This window comes from Microcoleus sp. D2_18a_D3, assembly GCF_036702455.1.
GTDB lineage: Bacteria > Cyanobacteriota > Cyanobacteriia > Cyanobacteriales > Microcoleaceae > Microcoleus.
Genome location: NZ_JAUBTK010000107.1, coordinates 1 through 21,499, shown reverse-complemented (window position 1 = coordinate 21,499; position 21,499 = coordinate 1). Strand labels below are relative to the sequence as shown.

The 21,499-nt window shown below is 45.9% G+C and carries 15 protein-coding genes and 1 pseudogene; 9 read left to right on the top strand and 7 right to left on the bottom strand.

The features are described 5' to 3' along the window. Positions 1–596 precede the first annotated feature (596 nt). Complete coding sequence (gene egtD / locus QUB06_RS30635) at positions 597–1,640, top strand: L-histidine N(alpha)-methyltransferase (RefSeq protein ID WP_333438482.1); 1,044 nt, start codon at positions 597–599, stop codon at positions 1,638–1,640. Between the two features lie 211 nt (positions 1,641–1,851). On the opposite strand, the gene QUB06_RS30630 is transcribed toward egtD, so the two are convergent. The 3 genes from QUB06_RS30630 to QUB06_RS30620 all read right to left on the bottom strand — a co-directional run bounded on the left by QUB06_RS30630 (position 1,852) and on the right by QUB06_RS30620 (position 3,522). Next, the gene (locus tag QUB06_RS30630; RefSeq protein WP_333438481.1) at positions 1,852–2,463 is read right to left on the bottom strand and encodes a hypothetical protein; all 612 of its coding nucleotides are present in this window, start codon (positions 2,461–2,463) and stop codon (positions 1,852–1,854) included. A 410-nt stretch (positions 2,464–2,873) separates the two neighbouring features. Next, the gene (locus tag QUB06_RS30625) at positions 2,874–3,185 is read right to left on the bottom strand and encodes an RNA-binding protein (protein ID WP_333285415.1); all 312 of its coding nucleotides are present in this window, start codon (positions 3,183–3,185) and stop codon (positions 2,874–2,876) included. A 148-nt stretch (positions 3,186–3,333) separates the two neighbouring features. Continuing rightward, a complete protein-coding gene (locus tag QUB06_RS30620; protein WP_333438480.1) occupies positions 3,334–3,522 on the bottom strand; it encodes a hypothetical protein in 189 nt (62 codons plus the stop codon). 607 nt (positions 3,523–4,129) lie between these two features. Here QUB06_RS30620 and QUB06_RS30615 point away from each other — a divergent pair. Continuing rightward, on the top strand, positions 4,130–4,900 hold the full coding sequence (locus QUB06_RS30615; protein WP_333438479.1) for an SDR family NAD(P)-dependent oxidoreductase: 771 nt from the start codon (positions 4,130–4,132) through the stop codon (positions 4,898–4,900). Between the two features lie 111 nt (positions 4,901–5,011). On the opposite strand, the gene QUB06_RS30610 is transcribed toward QUB06_RS30615, so the two are convergent. Then, positions 5,012–5,365 (bottom strand): hypothetical protein, encoded by a 354-nt coding sequence (locus QUB06_RS30610; RefSeq protein WP_333438485.1) that lies wholly within the window; start codon positions 5,363–5,365, stop codon positions 5,012–5,014. Here QUB06_RS30610 and QUB06_RS30605 point away from each other — a divergent pair. Together QUB06_RS30605 and QUB06_RS34815 are read left to right on the top strand one after the other, a co-directional pair. After that, positions 5,252–5,956, top strand: a complete 705-nt coding sequence (locus QUB06_RS30605) for an MBL fold metallo-hydrolase (protein ID WP_333438484.1) — start codon at positions 5,252–5,254, stop codon at positions 5,954–5,956. The genes QUB06_RS30610 and QUB06_RS30605 overlap by 114 nt on opposite strands. Before the next feature lie 124 nt (positions 5,957–6,080). Beyond that, positions 6,081–6,221 (top strand): annotated as a pseudogene (locus tag QUB06_RS34815) (3,4-dihydroxy-2-butanone-4-phosphate synthase); the annotation flags it as partial. A 186-nt stretch (positions 6,222–6,407) separates the two neighbouring features. Here the strand turns inward: QUB06_RS34815 and QUB06_RS30595 are convergent. The 3 genes from QUB06_RS30595 to QUB06_RS30585 all read right to left on the bottom strand — a co-directional run bounded on the left by QUB06_RS30595 (position 6,408) and on the right by QUB06_RS30585 (position 13,357). Next, a complete protein-coding gene (locus tag QUB06_RS30595; RefSeq protein ID WP_333438478.1) occupies positions 6,408–8,561 on the bottom strand; it encodes a caspase family protein in 2,154 nt (717 codons plus the stop codon). An 89-nt stretch (positions 8,562–8,650) separates the two neighbouring features. Beyond that, positions 8,651–12,742 carry an nSTAND1 domain-containing NTPase gene (locus QUB06_RS30590; RefSeq protein ID WP_333438477.1) on the bottom strand — a complete coding sequence of 1,364 codons (4,092 nt, stop codon included), beginning with the start codon at positions 12,740–12,742 and terminating at the stop codon, positions 8,651–8,653. Positions 12,743–12,937: 195 nt separating this feature from the next. Then, positions 12,938–13,357 carry a DNA methyltransferase gene (locus tag QUB06_RS30585; RefSeq protein ID WP_333438476.1) on the bottom strand — a complete coding sequence of 140 codons (420 nt, stop codon included), beginning with the start codon at positions 13,355–13,357 and terminating at the stop codon, positions 12,938–12,940. Positions 13,358–13,672: 315 nt separating this feature from the next. Between QUB06_RS30585 and ribBA the strand changes: the two genes are divergently transcribed. From ribBA to QUB06_RS30560, 5 genes are all read left to right on the top strand, one after another. Then, entirely contained in the window at positions 13,673–15,388 is a 1,716-nt protein-coding gene (ribBA, locus tag QUB06_RS30580) for a bifunctional 3,4-dihydroxy-2-butanone-4-phosphate synthase/GTP cyclohydrolase II (protein ID WP_333438475.1), read from the top strand. Between the two features lie 348 nt (positions 15,389–15,736). Further along, positions 15,737–16,189, top strand: coding sequence for an HAD domain-containing protein (locus QUB06_RS30575; RefSeq protein ID WP_333438474.1), 453 nt, complete (start codon positions 15,737–15,739; stop codon positions 16,187–16,189). Between the two features lie 129 nt (positions 16,190–16,318). Further along, entirely contained in the window at positions 16,319–17,587 is a 1,269-nt protein-coding gene (locus tag QUB06_RS30570) for a transposase (RefSeq protein ID WP_333438473.1), read from the top strand. 43 nt (positions 17,588–17,630) lie between these two features. After that, positions 17,631–19,070 (top strand): pentapeptide repeat-containing protein, encoded by a 1,440-nt coding sequence (locus QUB06_RS30565; protein ID WP_333438472.1) that lies wholly within the window; start codon positions 17,631–17,633, stop codon positions 19,068–19,070. A 216-nt stretch (positions 19,071–19,286) separates the two neighbouring features. Then, positions 19,287–21,020 carry an ATP-binding protein gene (locus tag QUB06_RS30560; protein WP_333438471.1) on the top strand — a complete coding sequence of 578 codons (1,734 nt, stop codon included), beginning with the start codon at positions 19,287–19,289 and terminating at the stop codon, positions 21,018–21,020. The last annotated feature ends 479 nt before the right edge of the window (positions 21,021–21,499 follow it).

Below are 21,499 nucleotides of genomic sequence, written 5' to 3'. Positions count from 1 at the left end.
TCTAAGTAAATCGTGATTCCTATATTTTCAATAATCTGATAACTTTTGACGGTCACTCCCTCAATATTAAGGAGTTTAGTCATTAGATGAAGTTGAGGATTGGAAGCCATAGGTATAATTTTTATCTTAATTTTTATAAAATCTAACTTTATTAGACCACAAAAAGCCCTGTAAGTCAATATATAACTGCTTTGCCAGCGCCTAATCTTTGTATTTTATAGTAGTTAATTTTTATAAAAATTATTAACTTTTTTACATACTAGGTTCGGTAGAGCCCTTTTCACATGAACAAATTCCTTAATACTTGCATTATAAAGCTTATTTGACGAACATCAGATAAATGGCTGGAGAGGGAATTGGGGACAAAATTTGTTTGCGAAATGCCCAACTTTTTTCCATGTAACAAGCTCAAAGAAAACAAGTTTGGTTAAGTATTCAATAAATTTTGTGGATAAATTTTAAGTTTTAATTGTGGATGCGAGATCCATCGGGTGAGACAATACAGAACGGAGAGTGGCATGAAAAATCTGACTTGAGCGCGATATTTGGCAACGCGGCTGCGTGCTATACCCATATGTGCATCTAAAAATTAGTTTATGAAATCCCCAAGACTGTCCGACACGACAAACTCAGCCTCAACGAAGGAAAACCGGCTGCATTTAGAGCGGCTGGTGAGCGCTGCGGCACTGACACCCGCAGAAATCAATGCTGGCAGCGATGCAGTTAGCGGGTTGACTCAAACCCCCAAATCCCTGCCTCCAAAGTATTTCTACGACGATCGCGGATCAAACCTGTTTGAGTTGATTTGCCAGTTGCCGGAATACTACCTGACACGCACTGAGACGGCAATTTTGCAGGGGTGCGCGGGGGCGATCGCCAATTTAACTGGCCCCTGCGAAATCGTCGAACTCGGCAGCGGCAGTTCCACCAAAACTCGGATTCTCCTTGATGCTTACAGTCAACTGGAATATCCCCTGCACTATTTGCCGATCGACATCAGTCCTACTATCCTAGAAAGCAGCGCTTGTCAACTGTTGGCAGATTATCCGTCGCTCCAGATTCACGGACTTGTCAGCACATACGAATTAGCCTTAGCTAAAATTGCACCGTCGCCGTTGCCAACCCGAATGATTTGCTTTCTAGGCAGTACCCTCGGCAATCTCAACGCTCAAGAATGCGATTTATTCTTCTCGCAAATTGTCGGTGCACTGCAGCCGGGAGAGTATTTTTTGCTGGGAATTGACTTGGACAAATCTAAGGATATTTTAGAGCCTGCCTACGATGACAGTCAAGGAGTAACGGCAGCATTTAACTTGAATATGCTGCGGCATTTAAATCGAAAATATGAGGGAAATTTTGATTTAGCGCAGTTCGAGCATTGGGCTTTTTACAATCAAGAGGAATGTCAAATTGAAATGCACTTGAAAAGTAAAAAAGCGCAAACAGTGCAGTTGCGTTCTCTCAATTTAACGGTTGAATTTGCAGCGGGAGAAACTATCCGCAGCGAAATATCGCGCAAGTTTAATCTCAATACGGTAAAAAAAGAACTTTCGCAGCGGGGTTTAATGCCACTGCAGGTTTGGACAGATCCAAATCAGTGGTTTGGCTTGATGCTTTGTCAGATGTCAGTTGACAGTTGACAGTTGACAGTTAACCGTTGGCAGTTGGCAGTTGGCAATTGGCAATTGCCAATTGTTATTTGTTATTTGTTTTGAAGATCTCCCAATAATCAGTAACTACTGACTACTGACTGCTGACTACTGACTAATAACGTTCGCGAGCGGGGACAGCACTATGACTACTGACTACTGACTACTGACTACTGACTACTGACTACTGACTACTGACTAATTAACAAATCGGCCGCTGTCCGGGTTTTACGGCGTGAATGTACTCGCTGCCCGATGTCGGCCATCCCCGCTTATAATAAGCTTCCTCCGGCTTCCCCCAGCCCAACTGCAACAAAATTTCTAGAAAATCCAACTTTTCCCACTTGGAGAGATTGGCCCATTCTGTGCGCTGGGCTATAGCTTCTACATCAACCGGCTCGATCGATCGAAAATCCTTTCCGCTGTTAATGCTTAAATACAAATCCATCCCGGCAGTTACCTGCTGCCAGAATTCCAACATAGCAATCTTAGCTGCCTTCAACGTAATCAAATCAACCGGTAGAGCTATTAATTCGTCATCCACTGCCGGATAGCGTAGAGTATTGCCTTTAACCGCAATTTCCCGCCAGACAATCCCAGAAACTTGATGTTCCCGCTGGTATTCGTGCACGGCCGCCTTAAAATTTTGATAAGCAGTGAACTTCTGAACTCCCTCAGATTTGAGAAAGCGGTCAATCACGGGGTTGCCTGTAGCAGGAGTTTCAGTCAAGTTGAGGCGCCGCCCATGCAAGCAGGCTTGGCGCTCTTCTTCGAGGATTTTAATGAGTTCCGCCGTGCTGTAGACCTTGGACATCTTTATTGAGGCAAAATCAAGATATTGGCTGATATTCGGCTGGTTTTCTCGACTAATCTTCGGTAAAGATAGTTTGGCTGTTCTGGGCAATATTCAGTTTTGCCGTTATTCTAACTTTTCTTGCTGCTTAATTCTAGTTTGATAGTTTACAGGCGTCGATCCGCGAAATCCCGACAGCCTCTTAAAAAAAGCAGTTAAGAGGGTATCGAATCACGAACTAGACTCGGAACAGCACCGCCGACGTACCTCGCGGGATTTTTCGCCAAAAACAAAGCCCCCTCGAAGGAGGGGGCAAAACTGATGCGAGAGGTTTGGGAGTTTTATTTGATGGGTCGATCGAACAACCCGAAAAAAAAGCAGCATTCGCACCTGCCGTCAACTACCAAAACTCAAATTTTCAGTGTCAAAGTTTAGTAGCGTCCGCGTGAAGAGCGATCTTTGTCGCCCCAGCCGCCGCCACCCGATGAGCGTTTGTTGTCTTCGCGAGGTTTGGCTTTGTTGACTTTCAAGTCACGGCCCATCCACTCAGCACCGTCTAGAGCTGCGATGGCTGCTGCTTCTTCTGCCTCGCTTGCCATTTCCACAAAAGCAAAACCCCGCATCCTGCCTGTTTCCCGATCCATTGGCACTTGGACGCGGCTTACAGTACCGTACTCGGCAAATACTTCGTTGAGGTCCTCTGATGTTACCTCATATGAAAGATTACCCACGTAAATCGACATAAAATCTCCAGAATCATTAGGGTGCAGAGACTTAGATTCGGAGAGACGCTTGTAAATAAACACCAACAAACTACGCAACCGAATTTAATTCTTGGAAAACCACTATAACATGAAGCCAGCAGAATCAGCAATTGGCTGTCATAGATTTTCAATTTTCGGTGCCGTCGGGCAATCGCCAACAGAAAGTATTGGTGATAACTGACATCTTACACTCTTGGCGTCCTCCACTTGGTTTTTTGCTGCGCGATCGACCTGGTATCTGAGATTTTTCGTCGCTGTTACCAGGTTGATTGGGTCTGATTGAGAACAGTGCCTGAGATTCAGTTATAACTGACATCAGCCACTGTTATCCCTGGGCAAGCCTCCTGCCCCTTCCACCAGAGATAAATGTTTTTAGCCCAGGATTAATCTTCCGAGTCAATTTCCCCTCTTCCATCTCCCGTCTCTCATCGCATCCGATTTAGCGCCAGAGAAGGGCGGTTCCCAAATAATTATCAAAAGAGTTATTAGTCATATCTACGCGCATTTTCTACATATATAGCAATCCTAAATAATTATGCAAATGATTTAGGATTGCTATAGTTGATTGCATCAGTCAGTAAGAAAATCATAATTTTTGATATAAAATTCCCATTCTATGCGTTTTTTAAGGCTTTCTGTAATTTCTCTATTTGCTCTTTCTCTGAGTTGATTCTATGCAGGCATTTTTACACTAATTACATGAAGTTGGTTTTCGGTTATACCGTCTTTAAATGCCTAACAGCTTATGTCCTAGGAAAGATGCGATCGCACTCCTACCTCCCTAGCATTGTAAAAGTTGAAAGCCCACAGTCCACAAAAATTGTCTGGGACAGAGAGAAGCAAGGCTAGACAAACGAGTGTGAAGCAGTTACAGAGGATTTTAGATGGTTATAAACAGTTCGTTGACCCGGCCCTTGGCTGTCGTGACGGGTGCCTCTAACGGTATCGGCTACGAACTCGCCAAACAGTTCGCTCAAAACGGATTCGATCTCCTAGTCACCGCCACCGGAGCGAGCATCAAAGAAGCGGCTCAAGCCTTTGAGGGGCTCGGTGCCAAAGTCGATACAGTGCAGGCAGACCTCGCTACCTACGACGGTGTTGAGACGCTCTACAACCAGATTAAAGCGACTAATCGGCCAGTGGATGCGATCGCAATTAATGCCGGTGTCGGCGTCGGCGGCGACTTTGCCCGCGAAACCGACTTGAAGGACGAACTAAATCTGATTAACCTCAACGTTGTCTCGTCTGTGCATTTGGCTAAACGGGTAGTCAAAGATATGGTCGATCGCGGCCAGGGACGGATTCTATTCACTTCCTCCATTGCTGCCCTAATGCCGGGGCCATTCGAGGCAGTCTATGCAGCATCCAAAGCCTTCATCCACTCATTTTCCGAAGGACTCCGCAATGAGTTAAAAGATACAGGTGTAACTGTCACCTCGCTCATGCCCGGCCCAACCGATACTAACTTCTTCCATCGGGCTGGAATGGACGACACGAAGGCGGGCGCAGACAAGAAAGACGATCCAGCCGAGGTTGCCAAGCAGGGATTTGAAGCCTTGATGGCCGGTAAGGACAATATCATTGCAGGTTCACTCAAGACAAAGATTCTGGCCAGCGCGAGCAAAGTTTTACCTGATACCGTCACTGCCGAACTGCACAGTAAACTTACTGAACCGGGTTCTGCTAACAAATAATTCACGCCCGTCTTACTATTCTTATGTGCAGATTTAAAGAAAGTCAACATCGCAGATAATGACCTGATTGCAGCCGATAAAAGCGTGTTTACTTCTCCCAGTATTGGCGATTTAGCAAAGTTTTCTCAGGCGTTCATCGAGGGCATTATGCAGCATCGGCCTTGGATGCGAACTGAGGAATAAATGGTTGGCGCCTAAGTAATTTAGTACAGGACAATTATGCAAATTCATCATCTCAATTGTGGCTGTATGTGTCCCATTGGAGGGGCGCTTTTCGATGGCTTTAGTCGCGACCTGACGGCTCACCTCGTCTGCCACTGTCTGCTTGTTGAAACGAATCAGGGACTTGTTCTGATTGATACCGGCTTCGGATTGCGGGATATCCAGTCCCCTTACTCTCGGCTCAGCCCGTTTTTTGTCCACTTTAATAATATCCAGTTCGATCGCAAGTACACGGCAATCCATCAAATTGAACAGCTCGGATTTTCACCAAGCGATGTGCGCCATATTGTGCTAACCCACCTCGATTTCGATCATGCCGGTGGTCTAGAGGATTTCCCTGAAGCCACGGTACACGTCATGCAGGCTGAAATCGATGCGGCACACGATCGGCACGGTTTCATCACAAAAAGGCGCTATCGTCCGGGGCAGTGGGATGAAGTCAAACGCTGGAAATACTATTCGGCGGGTGGCGAACCTTGGTTCGGTTTTGAAGCAGTCCGCGACCTCGACGGGTTGCCGCCGGAGATTTTGCTAATCCCGTTGGTGGGCCACACGCGCGGTCATGCTGGCATTGCCATTGATACACCCGATGGCTGGCTTCTGCACGCAGGCGATGCCTATTTCTACCGACACGAGATGGATGCCGCTAACCGACGCTGCACGCCCGGTTTGCGCGCCTACCAATGGATGATGGAGGTCGATCGCAAGGCTAGGTTGCTCAATCAAGGTCGGCTGCACGAATTATCGGTGCAGCATAGTAAAGATGTGCGCGTGTTTTGCAGTCACGATGCTATTGAGTTAAAAGCCTTCGGTGACGAGTCTAGGAGTTCTTAAAACTAGAAATTTCATCTTTCGTTGGGAATTGCTTTTGCCCGATCGCGAATTGACAAATAACCTAAATTCAGCCAAAATGCTCCTCGATTGATCGTTACCCGGTAAACCTCCGCTATCCACTGCAACCGTCAGCATCGATGCAGTCAACGGCGTCAGTACCCGCATCTCGGCCGAAGACCGCGCCCGCACCATCCAAGTCGCCATCCAACCGGACACCAACCCTCAAGACTTGCGCCCTCTCGGCCACATTTTCTCCGTGCGGGCGATCGGACTCATCACCATGTGCCAGTTGCGTAAGTCCTGTTTAACTTTTTATGTTGAAAAAGGATTGAGATTAGGATGAGGCTAATCTTTTCCAGGAATAACAAGTTTTTGACTTACAACCGCAGATAAACACAAATGACCGCAGAGAGATATAGGCTTTGGCAGCATTCTTAAAAAATTCTCTACATCAAACCCCACTCTTTTTCACCACCACTTCCACCTTTTCCGTCGTCCATTCCTCACTCGCATCAATCACAACCGTAATCTTTCGCTGGGGGTTATCTTCATCCACAACCGCCGCCAATAATTGTTCTAAAGCATTCTTAGGTTTTTGATTACCAAAACCTTTCCGAGATTGGTCTAATGCTGGCAATTCCAAAAACTGAAAATTCGTACCATCCACCGTCGCAAATACTTTAATAATATTTGCCGCTTCCTCATAATTTTGTGGTAAGGATAGTTTGAGTTGTCTTCTTATATTTTGTCCGGGTTCTACCACCTCATAAGGAACACCGTCGGGATAGAATTTTGAAATACTAAAATCCGCATCAAGGTTCAAGGCAGTAATATTTAAAGTTCGATTAGATTCATTGCGAATGATTAAGTCAACACCTTTTTCCTTTTCTTCCAATACAGGAACTTTACCATCAGCATTCAAAACTACAGGTTGCCGTTTGACTGATTTAACCACTTCAACCTTAAGTTGACCATTTAAGCGAGCAAAAGCATCCTCGTTATCCAAATCTAAAATACTCTCATATCTGGCAATATGGATTAATCGATTAATTAGCTTTTTAGTGGCTTCTGGTTCATCGACTTTAATCGGAAAAAGATAATTTTTGATTGGCTCCTTATTCGCATCTAAAATTACATATTCTCCTTCTGAAGTAAGAGAAACAAAATAATCTACATTTTCATCTTTGTCTTCCTCCGAACAAAATTTTATCCAGCGATGACCTGGCACTTTTGTTTGCTTGAGGCTCTCTGGAATAAATGGTACATTTACACGCGAAAATTGCGGTAGCGGGTCAGGCAAAATAACCCGCACTTTGCGAATTTGTTTCAACCCTGGGGTTAAATAGACAGCAGGTGAACCTATTTCAATCATTCCTTCCGCTACTTTATTATTCCCTCTGTAACCAGGTATCTCTGTTACTTCTGCCCAACAATCTGACGCTCCCACTTCTACTACTTTAACCTTTGCAATACGGTTGTCACTCTCCTCAAAATGCCTCGTTCTGAATTTAAAAATCTCGAATTCTGCTCCTTCTTTAATACTGCTAGCTTCACCGATTTGCAATTTAACTTGGTTTTTGGGAATATCTACTTGCATCACTGGCACAGTGCGAACAGTGTGAGTTACGGGTACACTACGTGTATGGGATGCGCCAGAGGTGAAGGAGACAGACTGACCACCAAAAAAAGTGCGATCGGTCTCTCCCATCAACATTGGTGTTTGTCGTCGTTCAAATTCCTTGTGAACTTGATTAGAAATTTGATTGAACAGATCCTCTACAGAAATTTCTGTGCCGTGTTGCCGCAAAGCTTTTAATAAAAAATAAGTCAAAGCGCCGTTGCGTTCCGTCCCTTCAAAAACCTTTTCATAAGCAAATTCATGCTCCCGACAAGCTGCGATTAAGGTATAACCTTTCGGTTCGGGTAACAAGCCATTCAAAACGGTAATATTGCGGCTATTTTCTGTTGCAGTTTGCCAATTTTGGGCTAATTCCTGAAGCGATGCGACTAAACTATCCCTAGGTCGAGGAGTGGTATCAATAAACCCCTCACCGCGAATCCGGTCATCTCCGCTCATTTCTCTCGTTGCACCACCGGAATGACAGCTATCGAGTACGAGGGTGACAACTAACTCTTTTTCCACCATTTCTTCCAGCAATTTAGCAAATTCTATATCGCGCAAATAGCGGGAATTTGGTTGACCAATATCTGTCGGAACTAAGGCTTCATCTAAAGCACCAAAACCTTTGAGAGTCTCATAAATTGTTTTCGCCCGTCCGCCGTGACCGGAGTAGTGAATATATACTTGGTCTTGGGGTTGGGCTTTGGCAGTTAGTTCTTTGAATTTGGCAACAATATTTTCATACGTGGGTAAAAGTTCCGGGGGTTCTTGGGGTTGGTTGGGATTGTCGGAAGCTGTAGCGGTGAGTTTAATGATTTGGTCGGGGGTGAGGTTGAAGGTGTTTTTTAAATAGGTTTCGACGTGGTTGATATCTTGAACACATCCCCGCAGGTTTTTGTAGTAGTTACCTTCTGGTAAGCGATGGGGGAAATAGAAATTGATACCGATGAGGAGGGCGTAGAAGTTGGGAGTTTGGTTTGTCATGGTTGATGGTGGGTAAGGGGTTTGGGGAAGGTTTTATTTTTATATAGGAGTGAGGTGGGGGTTTTTATGCAGTTTTCTATTTAAAATTATCAAAGTTTATTGCATAAATCTCTGTCAATTTCCAGGGCTTCTTCATCTTTAGGATTAGGCTTGAGGTAATTGTCTATAAAATTGCATCCTTCCTTAACTAAATAGTCAAAATCTAACCGCCACAGTTTCACGCTGTAGGCTTCACTGCCAGCGGCCAGCAGCTTGCCATTGGGGCTGAAACTGACAGCCCAAACCCTGTTTGTATGCCCGGTGAGGGTTTTAATTTCCTTGCCGGTGGTGGTATCCCACAGTTTCACGGTGTTGTCAGCACTGCCAGTGGCCAGCAGCTTGCCATTGGGACTGAAACTGACAGCCCGAACCACGCCTGTATGCCCGGTGAGGGTTTTATTTTCCTGGCCGGTGGTGGTATCCCACAGTTTCACGGTGTTGTCACGACTGCCAGTGGCCAGCAGCTTGCCATCGGGGCTGAAACTGACCGCCCAAACCCCGTCTGTATGCCCGGTGAGGGTTTTAATTTCCTTGCGGGTGGTGGTATTCCACAGTTTCACGGTTTTGTCAGCACTGCCAGTGGCCAGCAGCTTGCCATCGGGGCTGAAACTGACAGCCCGAACCCAGTTTTTATGCCCAGTGAGGGTTTTAATTTCCTTGCGGGTGGTGGTATCCCACAGTTTCACGGTGTTGTCAGCACTGCCAGTGGCCAGCAGCTTGCCATCGGGGCTGAAACTGACAGCCCGAACCACGTTTGTATGCCGAGTGAGGGTTTTAATTTCCTGGCCGGTGGTGGTATCCCACAGTTTCACGGTGTTGTCAGCACTGCCAGTGGCCAGCAGCTTGCCATCGGGGCTGAAACTGACCGCCCAAACCACGTATGTATGCCCGGTGAGGGTTTTAATTTCCTGGCCGGTGGTGGTATCCCACAGTTTCACGGTGTTGTCAGCACTGCCAGTGGCCAGCAGCTTGCCATCGGGGCTGACACTGACAGCATAAACCGCGTCTGTATGCCCGGTGAGGGTTTTAATTTCCTTGCGGGTGGTGGTATTCCACAGTTTCACGGTTTTGTCACCACTGCCAGTGGCCAGCAGCTTGCTATCGGGGCTGAAACTGACCGCCCAAACCCCGTTTGTATGCCCGGTGAGGGTTTTAATTTCCTTGCCGGTGGTGGTATTCCACAGTTTCACGGTTTTGTCACCACTGCCAGTGGCCAGCAGCTTGCCATCCGGGCTGAAACTGACAGCATAAACCAGGTCTGTATGCCCAGTGAGGGTTTTAATTTCCTTGCGGGTGGTGGTATTCCACAGTTTCACGGTGTTGTCAGCACTGCCAGTGGCCAGCAGCTTGCCATCGGGGCTGAAACTGACCGCCCAAACCCCGTTTGTATGCCCGGTGAGGGTGTTAATTTCCTTGCCGGTGGTGGTATTCCACAGTTTCACGGTGTTGTCAGCACTGCCAGTGGCCAGCAGCTTGCCATTGGGGCTGAAACTGACAGCATAAACCACGTCTGTATGCCCGGTGAGGGTTTTAATTTCCTTGCGGGTGGTGGTATTCCACAGTTTCACGGTGTTGTCAGCACTGCCAGTGGCCAGCAGCTTGCCATCGGGGCTGAAACTGACCGCCCAAACCCCGTTTGTATGCCCGGTGAGGGTGTTAATTTCCTTGCCGGTGGTGGTATTCCACAGTTTCACGGTGTTGTCAGCACTGCCAGTGGCCAGCAGCTTGCCATTGGGGCTGAAACTGACAGCATAAACCACGTCTGTATGCCCGGTGAGGGTTTTAATTTGCTTGTCGGTGGTGGTAGTATCCCACAGTTTCACGGTTTTGTCACGACTGCCAGTGGCCAGCAGCTTGCCATTGGGGCTGAAACTGACAGCATAAACCCAGTTCGCGTGTCCGCCCAAGGTGTTTGGTGCTGCTGCCTGGGAAACTGTATTTAATAATGACAGTTTTACTTGGGTATGAGTATCAGCATCTACCCAGAGTGTACGTTGCATTTGCACAACCGCTTTTAAACTGGTTTTGACAGCTTTTGACTGGTTGAAATTTAAAAGCCCATCGGAATATTGAGCCAGAGAATTAATTTGAGTAATAGCAGCACGCCACCAACCAAAACCAGCTAACCCTGCTAAACCCAAAGCTATTGCTGAAAAGCCACTCAGCCCAACAATCGTCAGTTGCCGCCTGCGTTGCTTTTTTTGTCTTTCTCTATCCCGTTCTTTAACGCTAACCTGAATAAAATCTCGTTCTTCGTGCGTCATTTCATCGGCACGTTTACGCAACCAATCTTCTGCTACAGTCAACGACGCACCGCGCAACAAAGCCCCAGAGTCATGGTTGTTATTTTTCCACTCCCGTAACCCCATCTTCAGTCGTTCTTGCCAAGTCCGAAACTGACGGTTAGCATTCATCCACTCGCGCAAAGTTCCCCATTCTCGAATCAGCGCTTCATGCACTACCTCTACCGTATCTTCCTGTTCTTGCCGTCCCGTCACTACCAATCTTGCTTGATATCCCGCTAAATAACTGACCAAATTCCAGTTATCTTCCCCCACTTCCGCACGAGTAGCAACGCGCCTAGTATCTTCGGTTCCTTCCCCCGGACGCACTAATTGCACAAATATTCGCTGCGCCTGCGTTTTCTCTATTTCACTCAGTTGTTGATAAACCTGTTCGGCATGATTGGCAATGGCTTTTTTTACCCCGCCAATCTCTTCATAAGCTTGGTGAGTTAACTCTCGGTTGATTTGCTTTTCCCATAACCGAGTTAGAGCAAATTCTAATAAGGGCAAATTCCCCGGTTCTTGCCCCACATCATCGAGAATGCGTTGGGTTAATTGCGGTTCTAATTGGACTGCCAATTTTTGAGCAGGTAATTCAATAGCTGCCTGTAATTCTTCCCGCTTCATGGAACTGAGTAACTGCGGTGTATATTCTTGCAAAGCATCCCGAAACGGACGGTAGGAAAGCACATAACCATAAAAATCAGCGCGTAGCGTCAAAACTAATGTAATATTTTCTTGACCAATCGCCGTTAGCAACTCATTAGCAAAACGTTCCTGTTCTTCCTTTACTTGACAAAGGGTGTACAGTTCCTCAAATTGGTCGGCAACTAACAACAAGCGTTTACCTGGGTTACGCTCTAAAATGCGAGATACAACTTGTTGTAAAGTGATTCTCCCATTTTGTAAGTCGTCGGCTAATCCTACCGCTTCCCGCAATTTTTGAGTTTCACCCGCTTCTGGTTCTAATTGTCGCACTAAGGCAGAAGCCAAAGGCAAAAACGGTTCTTTTCCGGGACGAAATGATTCAATTAACCAATTTCCTTCTTTTCGCAATTTGGGAATTAAGCCGGCATACACCACAGAAGATTTACCACTTCCACTTGGCCCAACGACAGCTACTAATGGCTGCTTGTGGGTTACTTCCACTGAGTTATTGACAAATTTTTCTTGCCCAAAAAAGAAGTCTGCATCTTCTTCTTTAAATGCAGACAATCCTTGGTAAGGGTTAGGCGGAATCACATCTTCAAAAGCAATTATACCGTCATCAATCGGAGCATCTATTAAGTTCTTTTTCTTAAAAACCGGAGTTTCATGCTCTAGGAAACTCATCATCTGCGAACGCCCTAAATCGTAGGCTTCTTCAATTTCATATCCTGCGGCAATCCCATCATAAAATGCCACCGCGAAAGCAACGGCTGCTTTATCACCCACGGCTCTATTCATGCCAACTACATAATTAACGTATTGGCTAATTGCATCAGCTTGTACTTCCGAATAACAAGCATTGAGAATTACGCACTCTACCCCTTTTTTGGCAAATAATTTAAACATACTGGCGAGGGCATTTGTCTGCACTAGCGCCATTTTTCCAGTATCATCTTCTAGGACAATTCCATCTTCTCCCGCACCATGTCCGCAAAAGTGAACAATATTCGGTTGATAATCTAAGATAGCCCGGTAAAAGTCACGGGAACGCACCGCCCATTTTTGTTCTAATTTATACAGTTCTCGTTTGTTTGCCCGTCGCAATCCTTCGTCTATTTCTCGTATTTCTTGATCCAATCGCAAGGGAGCCGTATTTTTGGGATTAGCTGCCAGAATTAAAATTGTTTTGACCGGGGCGTTGGTACTCATAAGACAAACGAATGAGAGGATAATTTTTCAACAGGCTAGACGGCTTTCCTGAGTTTTAGGTGATAATAAAAATAAAACTTCCCGTGGTACAGGCCCGAAAGCCTGGGTGAGCGAGACGCTCACACTACCGTTTCCACCACAAACCCAGAATAGCTCTTTATCCAAATTAAATGTATACTTATCAGGATTTTTTACCTACCAGAGAAACTTTTCATTGCGGGGTGAAAAGAACTTGCTGCCCGCAACTCCCGCGCCGTAGTTCCAGACAACTTCTTGAATCAGATAAAAAGGCACTTTGTCCCAAAGCAGGTAGGAAATCGGAATTGCTTTTGCCCGATCGCGAATTGACAAATAACCTAAATTCAGCCAAAATGCTTTTCGAGCGATCGTTACCCGGTAAACCTCGGCTATCCACTGCTCGCACCCGTTTAAATACTCATCTAACACCAAGGATTTTTCGTACTCTTTGCCGATGTTATAAGGCGGGCTGGTAACGGTTAAATCTACAAATTGATCGGGCAGCAGCTTCAATGCTTCCAAGCAATCCATGTTATAAATTAAGCAATTAGGAGCTTGAAAGTACGGTTTACCTAAAATCTTCGCGATATCAGTCAAGCGATTTTAGATTTTAGATTTTAGATTTTAGATTGACCCCACGGATAAATGCGGGGGCTTGAGGATTTTCGATTTTCGATTTGGGATTGATTCCACGGATAAATGCGGGGGCTTGTACCATCAAGAAATTTTTGGTCAAGCTCATGAAATATTGGGGAGAGATTTTGTTGACAAGATGCAATAATTATAGTAAGTGACTTTAGAAATATTGTCAAACTCATCTGGATTGGCCGATCGCCCTGTCGGAAACAAAAGGTTACAATCACAAATACATTCTATTTCCATAACATTACTGTTTATAGCTTGAACTCCTCAGTGCCAAATAACAACTCCTCAACTCAATCCTTTCAATTTGACTCGATCGACAGCGCCCTCGCAGACCTCAAAGCAGGTCGCCTCCTGGTAGTAGTCGATGACGAAAATCGCGAAAACGAAGGCGACGTGATTTGTGCCGCCCAATTCGCCACCCCCGACAACATCAATTTCATGGCCGTGAACGCGCGGGGTTTGATTTGTCTGGCATTGAGCGGCGAAAGGCTCGATCGCCTGGAATTGCCCCTGATGGTCAGCAAAAACACTGACAACAACCAAACAGCCTTCACTGTCAGCATCGATGCAGTCAACGGCGTCAGTACCGGTATCTCCGCCGAAGACAGAGCCCGCACCATCCAAGTCGCCATCCACCCGGACACCAAACCTCAAGACTTGCGCCGTCCCGGTCACATTTTCCCCCTGCGGGCGATCGACGGTGGCGTCCTCAAACGCGCCGGCCACACCGAGGCCTCCGTTGACCTCGCCAGACTCGCTGGCCTGTATCCCAGCGGCGTCATCTGCGAAATTCAAAACCCCGACGGTTCGATGGCGAGGCTGCCCGAATTAATCGAGTACGCTAAACTCCACAACCTAAAAATAATCAGTATTGCCGACTTAATTAGCTACCGACTCAAGCACGATCGATTCGTCCGCCGCGAAACCGTCGCCAAATTGCCCACTCAATTCGGCGAGTTTATGATTTACGCCTACCGCGACACCCAAGACAATTCAGAACACGTTGCTATTGTCAAGGGCGACCCGGCAGAATTTAAAGACAAACCCGTGATGGTGCGGGTGCATTCCGAATGCTTGACCGGCGATGCTTTGGGTTCCTTGCGCTGCGACTGCCGGATGCAACTGCAAGCGGCACTGAAAATGATCGAAAATGTCGGTTCTGGCGTCATCGTTTACTTGCGCCAAGAAGGTCGGGGTATTGGATTGGTAAATAAACTAAAAGCTTACTCGCTGCAAGATTTGGGATTGGATACGGTAGAAGCCAACGAACGGTTGGGATTTCCCGCCGACTTGCGGAACTACGGCGTCGGAGCACAAATGCTCAACGATTTGGGAGTTAAAAAAATTCGGTTGATTACCAACAACCCGCGCAAAATTGCGGGTTTGAAAGGTTACGGGATTGAAGTAGCCGATCGCGTCCCCTTACTAATTGAAGCCACAGATTACAACTCGATCTATCTGGCAACAAAAGCCGAAAAACTCGGTCATATGTTACTGCAAACTTATTTAGTAACGGTGGCGATTCAGTGGAACGAAACGAAGGAAGAAGGTAGAAGCCAGAAAGCAGAAGGAAAAGAGGAAGATGCTGCCATTCAAAATCGGTACGAACACCTCGAAAAACTGCGGCATTTGGCTGCTAACCAGCACTTGCTGCTGCAAGAAGAAGCGCGGCCGGTGGGAATAGCCCTTTTCGGAGAAGGCTCCCTCATCGTTCACCTCGGCTTCGATCAATCCGGACTCGCAGCCCCCGACTGGTACTCGGATGTAAACCATCCTTACGTCAAGGCGATCGGTCAAATTTTGGGCGAAATCAGCACTGAACCGAATTTGCAAACATTAGAATTCATGGTTTCTTCCGGTGGAGATCCGCTCAAAACCCTGCAAGTCCAGCTCGATCGCGAGACATTCCTGTTGTCGGAATTAACCGGAATTTGCGATCGGCTCGAACCTCAAAAAATCTACAGTTTTGCTCCTCTTGCCTGAAGGCAGAAGGTAGAAGCCACCCCCCCCTACCCCAGGGCTGTTTCATTCTCCAAAAAACGAGGATTTTGTAGGGGTAGTGCCCCCGTGCCTACCCTCCCCACCGACGATTTTTCGGTTATTTCATAGGTAGGGGCAGCCACGGGGGGCAGCCCCTACAAGAGAATGAAACCGCCCTGCCCCCTACCCCAGCAGGGGGGAAGGCAGAAGCCAAGAAAAACAGTGAATAACAATGTTGATTGCAGTCTAACAAGTCGATGTAGCGAACACTTGAGAGAGAATCGTAGATGCACATTTATCTTATTAAGCAGTATTAATACTCATTAAATTATTCACTAGGACTTTTAGTTAATGTTAATTTTTTTAGACATTGATGGTGTACTTATTCCTGACAGAAGAAATGGAGCGAGTTTGCAAACAGATATAATGAAATTTAATTCAGTTTGCCTTAATTACTTTGAAAATGTCCTTCGTTCCTATCCTAATGTACGAGTAGTAATTTCATCTTCCTGGCGTGAAATATTCCCCTTTGAGGTAATCCCGCCATTATTTTCACCAGATATCGCTCCCCGTATTATCGGATTCACCCCTTTCCTCAATCCCCAAAATATTCACCGACACAAATATTTACGACACCAGGAAGTTCTTGAGTATCTTCGACACAATCAAGCAGAAAACTCACCTTGGGTAGCCATTGACGATATTCCAGAACACTATCCGCCAGATGCACCAGTTGTGGCTATTGATGATTACAATGGTTTTGACCAGAACTCAGCAAAGATACTTTCAGAATATCTAACTTGATTTCAAAGGTTAGGAAAAAAGTATTGTAAAACTTCATTGAGTTTATAAGCAATTATAAACAATAATGGTATTATATTGTTGTGAGTGTTGAACAAGGAATACGCATAGCCCAAAGAACGGAAGTCTCAAATGCAACTAACAGAGAGGCACATCATTAAATCAACGGAACACCGTTTCGCCCAAATAGACGAACTAGCTTTCAAGTCCAAAAATCTCTACAATGCCGCCAATTACGTCATTCGTCAGAGCTTTATTTATGGATGGGGTTATGTCAGTTATAACGAAATGAACCGATTGATGAAGTCTCATGAAGCCTACAAGGCTTTGCCTGCCAAAGTAAGCCAGCAAATCTTAATGGTGTTAGACAAGAATTGGAAATCATTTTTTGAAGCAGTTAAAGCTTACAAGGCTGATTCTTCAAAATTCACGGGTAGCCCAAAATTGCCAAAGTACAAAGACAAAACCAAAGGGCGAAACCTTCTCGTCTACACGATGCAAGCGATTAGTAGTAAACAGTTGAAGAAAGGAATCATTAAACTTTCGGGTACTGAACTTTTAATCAAAACCAAAGTCGCTCCCGATAAGATTTGCCAAGTTAGGCTGGTTCCGAAATGTGATTCCTATGTAATTGAGGTAATTTATGATAAACCGGAGTCCACCCTTGGCAACGCAAATTCTGTAGCTAGTATTGATTTAGGACTAGATAATTTAGTGGCGTTAACTTCAAATCAACCGGGATTTATCCCTTTGTTGCTCAACGGGCGACCATTGAAATCGATTAACCAGTTCTACAACAAACGCTCTTCACGATTACAATCCCAGTTAAAAGGGAACCGCAAAACGTCACCCCGGATTCAGCGCTTAACTCGTTGTCGCCATCAAAAAGTTAATAATTACTTGCATCATGCTAGTCGCCTGATTGTGGCGATTTTAAATACCCAAGAAATTGGGACGCTAGTAATTGGCAAGAATGCACAGTGGAAAACTGAAATTAATCTAGGGAAGCCAACCAACCAAAACTTTGTTAGTATTCCTCACTCTCGATTAATTGAAATGTTGGAGTACAAAGCTCGGTTGGCGGGAATCAATGTAATTGTGCAGGAAGAATCCTACACATCGCGGGCCAACTTCGTGGGTCTAGACCCAATCCCTGTCTACGGGAAAACAGAAAAAGAGCCGATGTTTACTGGTAAGCGTATTAAGCGAGGTTTGTACAAAACATCGACTGGTCAGTTAATTAATTCTGATATCAACGCTTCGTACAACATCCTCAGAAAAGCAATCCCAAATGCGTTCAGCAATGGGATAGGGAGCTGCGTAGTTCAGCCGAGGCGGGTTAATCCGCTCAAAGTAAAAGTGAAGGGGGAGGGGCTTAAAGCCTCCCATGTCTATAAATGACTATACTTTTGCCAGCTATCGGAATAGAGAGGGTGAATTTGACATGGAAATGAACGTTGGTGACTTTCTGCACCGACTCGATCTCAGGGGACAAGCACTTAAAGGCACCAACCTTGGCGGTGCGGAACTCCGGGGAGCAAACCTCAGAGGCACCGACCTCCGAGAAACCAACCTCAGCGACGCTATTCTCAGGTATGCAGACCTGATTGAAGCCGACCTCAGCGGTGCTAATCTCAGCGGGGCGGATTTAGCTGAATCATTTCTTAATTTAGCTAACCTCACTAGAGCTGATTTGACTGGTGCTGTCCTCCGAGAAGCTACTCTGGTAGGAGCCGAACTCACGGGCGCCAACCTCAAACAAGCAAGTTTGATCAAGGCTAATTTAGTTGGAGCCAATCTCCACGAAGCCAACTTAACCAGAGCCAACCTCAGCGGAGCCGATTTGCGCGGTTCTCAGTTGAGCGGTGCCATTTTAGACAAGGCCGTATACAACAACCGGACTATCTTTCCCGAAGATATTGACCCGCGTGCAATGGGAGCATTTTTGCTAGCTCCCAATGCTTCGCTCCCTGGCTTAAATCTGGCTATGGTAGATTTGACCGAAGCCGATTTAAAAGGAGCCGATTTGCGGCGGACAAACTTATACAAAGCTATTTTATTTGGCGCAAAACTCGATCGGGCAAACTTAGCAGGAGCCAACCTCAGCGCAGCGGACTTGAGGGAAGCTAGTTTGAGCGGCACGATTTTGGAGAAAGCTGTTTACAGCAACAAAACATTGTTTTCAGAAGGCATTGACCCCAGTCTGGGCGGAGCTTATTTAATTGCTCCCAATGTATCGCTGCAAGGGGTAAACTTAACCGGAGCCGACTTAAACGGGTCAGATTTAAGCGGAGCTAATTTGAGCGCTTCTAACTTAACTTCGGTCAATCTCAAAAATGTAGACCTCAGCAGAGCTAGCTTAAAAAAAGCTTACCTCAAAGGTGCAAACTTGGAGGGAACTGATTTAAGACGAGCCGATTTAAGCGGCGCAATTTTACACCAAGTAAACTTGAGTTCTGCTGACCTCCGGGGTGTAGACTTAACAAGGGCTGACCTCAGCGGCGCTAATTTAAGGGATGCCGATTTGAGGGAGACAGATTTCACGGGAGCTACTTTGCTGTTCGCTAACTTGAGCGGGGCAGACTTGAGAGGTGTAGACTTGACAAAAGCTGACCTCAGCGGCGCTAACTTAACCGAAGCTGACCTCCGAAAAGCAGATTTGATGAGAGTAAATTTGGAGGGAGCAGATTTAACTGAGGCCGACTTGAGCGATGCTCATTTATTCCGAGTTAATCTCAGAGGTGCTAACCTGAAAGGTGTTAACCTCAAAGGCGCAAGTTTAAAAGGGGTATTTTTGACCGATGCTTATTTGAGCGAAACGGATTTGGCCGATATAAATCTGAGTCCGAGTTTTTTTGAATTGCCACTAGAATCGGAATGGTAAGCTGTGTTGCATCTAGATTGCCTATGGTATTAGAGAGGGAGAGGGTCCGATGGGGATCGGGGGAGAGGATTTGACGATTTTTGATCGCGGCTCGAAATATACAATTTAAATGCACAACAGCTTAATTAGTTGACTGTTAACAATCGAAAATATAAAATCAAAACTCGCCCAGCGAAAATTGCTCGATTATTAACAATCTAAAATCTAAAATCTAAAATGGATCGACCGTTAGGCTCTGTTATTCAAGGTTCCCTGAGCAAGGGATTAGAAGTGCGACTGCACGCCGACGTTTCGGTGGAAGATATGAGGGTGGGGAAATTTCTAGTAGTGCGGGGGGTGCGATCGCACTTTTTCTGTATGCTCACCGACGTGTCTCTCGGAACTTCTAGCGCCCGCATTTTATCGAATCCTCCCAATCCCGACGACGATTTTCTTCTGGCAGTGCTAGCCGGTAGCAGCACCTACGGTACGATCGAACTGTCGCCGATGTTGATGTTGACTGCTGAGAAAGAAAAACAGCAGGCAATTTTCGACCCGACGAAAAACGGCGGAGTTCGCGAGAATAAGCTGGCGTTAGGAAATTTGGCTTCTTTTGAGTCACAAACCGGCGCGGATATTGAGTTGCTGCCGGTCAAAACTATTCCCAGCCACTTTTCGCAGGTATTTGATGCCAAAGAAACGGATTTTCGGGCAGTTTTTGGCTGGGAAGATGACCCGTACCGCCGCAATTTTGCGATCGGCAAACCGATTGACATGGACGTTGCTGTGTGCTTGGATTTAGACCGATTTGTGGAACGCAGCAACGGCGTTTTTGGGAAGTCGGGAACGGGAAAATCTTTTCTGACGCGCTTGCTATTGTCGGGAATTATTCGTAAGCAAGCTGCTGTCAATCTAATTTTTGATATGCACTCGGAGTACGGGTGGGAAGCTGTTTCGGAAGGAAAACAGTTCAGCACTGTTAAAGGTTTGCGGCAGTTGTTTCCCGATAAAATTCAGATTTATACCCTCGATCCAGAATCGACCAAACGCCGGGGAGTCCGCGACGCTCAAGAGTTGTTTTTAAGTTTCGATCAAATTGAAGTGGAAGACATTGCGCTGGTGCAGCGCGAGCTAAATTTGTCGGAAGCTAGTATCGAAAATGCGATTATTTTGCGAAATGAGTTGGGCAGTGGTTGGATCAACAAGTTGCTGGAAATGACCAACGAAGATATCCAAATGTTTTGCGAAGAAAAGCGGGGAAATAAGTCTTCGATTATGGCTTTGCAGCGAAAGTTAGAGCGACTCAATGATTTGAAATACATTCGGAAACGCTGTCCCAAAAATTATGTAACTGAAGTTTTACAGTGTTTGGATGGTGGAAAAAATGTAGTAATTGAGTTCGGTTCGCACTCGGATTTGCTGTCCTATATGTTGGCGGCAAACGTGATTACTCGTCGCATTCACCAAGCTTACGTGCGGAAAGCAGAGAAGTTTTTGCAGAGTAAAAATCCGTGCGATCGCCCGCAGCCATTGGTGATTACCATTGAAGAAGCTCACCGCTTTCTCGATCCGGCGATCGTGCGATCGACTATTTTCGGGACGATCGCCCGAGAAATGCGAAAATACTTTGTCACCCTGCTGATTGTAGACCAGCGCCCGTCAGGAATCGACGCGGAAGTCATGTCGCAAGTCGGAACACGCATCACAGCCTTGCTAAACGATGATAAAGACATCGAGGCTATTTTTACCGGCGTTTCGGGAGGGCAGAGTTTGCGTTCAGTTTTGGCAAAACTCGACTCCAAACAGCAAGCATTAGTTTTGGGGCACGCCGTACCGATGCCCGTAGTCGTGCAAACTCGCCCCTACGACGAGCAATTCTACAGAGAAATCGGGGATATTGACTGGCAAGAAATGCCCGATGAACAAGTATTTGCCGAGGCAGAAGCTGCTAAAATGGATTTGGGATTTTAGATTGACAACTGCTAGATTCTTTACAGAACTTAGGCAAAGGTTACTGTAAGTTAGTCTTGGCGAACAATTGGCGATCGCTGGGAATGACGGAAATACCTGGTTTTTGCCTCAGTTATAAACGCAAAAGTGCGATCGAACGTCAAAAAAATTAGTCCCCAGCTTTCAGTCAGAAGCTTTTCCCCTTTCACCCCCTCACCAAAAAATTGGGTCTGAAGCCCCGTCCTTTTAGGACGGCTTTCCCTTAACCTTGAGGCTCCTGATTAATTCTCTCTAAGTACATCAGTTTTAGTTCTAGCTACAGCTTTGCAATGTTCTTCAATAATTGCAAATTCAGATTCCTGAATCCGAAAAAATAAACGTTTATTCAGGAATTTATTCGAGTTTTTGCTGTATGATTATATGACTGTAGTTTAGACTAAAAAATGAGCGCAGCTAAAAGTAGCTACCTTTGAATCTTAGGCAAGCTGTTGCTCACAAAC

Bases quoted from the DNA above. Each gene is read 5' to 3' on its own strand.
- egtD (WP_333438482.1), top strand. From the start codon at position 597: ATGAAATCCCCAAGACTGTCCGACACGACAAACTCAGCCTCAACGAAG.
- QUB06_RS30630 (WP_333438481.1), bottom strand. From the start codon at position 2,463: ATGTCCAAGGTCTACAGCACGGCGGAACTCATTAAAATCCTCGAAGAA.
- QUB06_RS30625 (WP_333285415.1), bottom strand. From the start codon at position 3,185: ATGTCGATTTACGTGGGTAATCTTTCATATGAGGTAACATCAGAGGAC.
- QUB06_RS30620 (WP_333438480.1), bottom strand. From the start codon at position 3,522: ATGTCAGTTATAACTGAATCTCAGGCACTGTTCTCAATCAGACCCAAT.
- QUB06_RS30610 (WP_333438485.1), bottom strand. From the start codon at position 5,365: ATGGATTGCCGTGTACTTGCGATCGAACTGGATATTATTAAAGTGGAC.
- QUB06_RS30595 (WP_333438478.1), bottom strand. From the start codon at position 8,561: ATGACAAACCAAACTCCCAACTTCTACGCCCTCCTCATCGGTATCAAT.
- QUB06_RS30590 (WP_333438477.1), bottom strand. From the start codon at position 12,742: ATGAGTACCAACGCCCCGGTCAAAACAATTTTAATTCTGGCAGCTAAT.
- QUB06_RS30575 (WP_333438474.1), top strand. From the start codon at position 15,737: ATGTTAATTTTTTTAGACATTGATGGTGTACTTATTCCTGACAGAAGA.
- QUB06_RS30570 (WP_333438473.1), top strand. From the start codon at position 16,319: ATGCAACTAACAGAGAGGCACATCATTAAATCAACGGAACACCGTTTC.
- QUB06_RS30565 (WP_333438472.1), top strand. From the start codon at position 17,631: ATGGAAATGAACGTTGGTGACTTTCTGCACCGACTCGATCTCAGGGGA.
- QUB06_RS30560 (WP_333438471.1), top strand. From the start codon at position 19,287: ATGGATCGACCGTTAGGCTCTGTTATTCAAGGTTCCCTGAGCAAGGGA.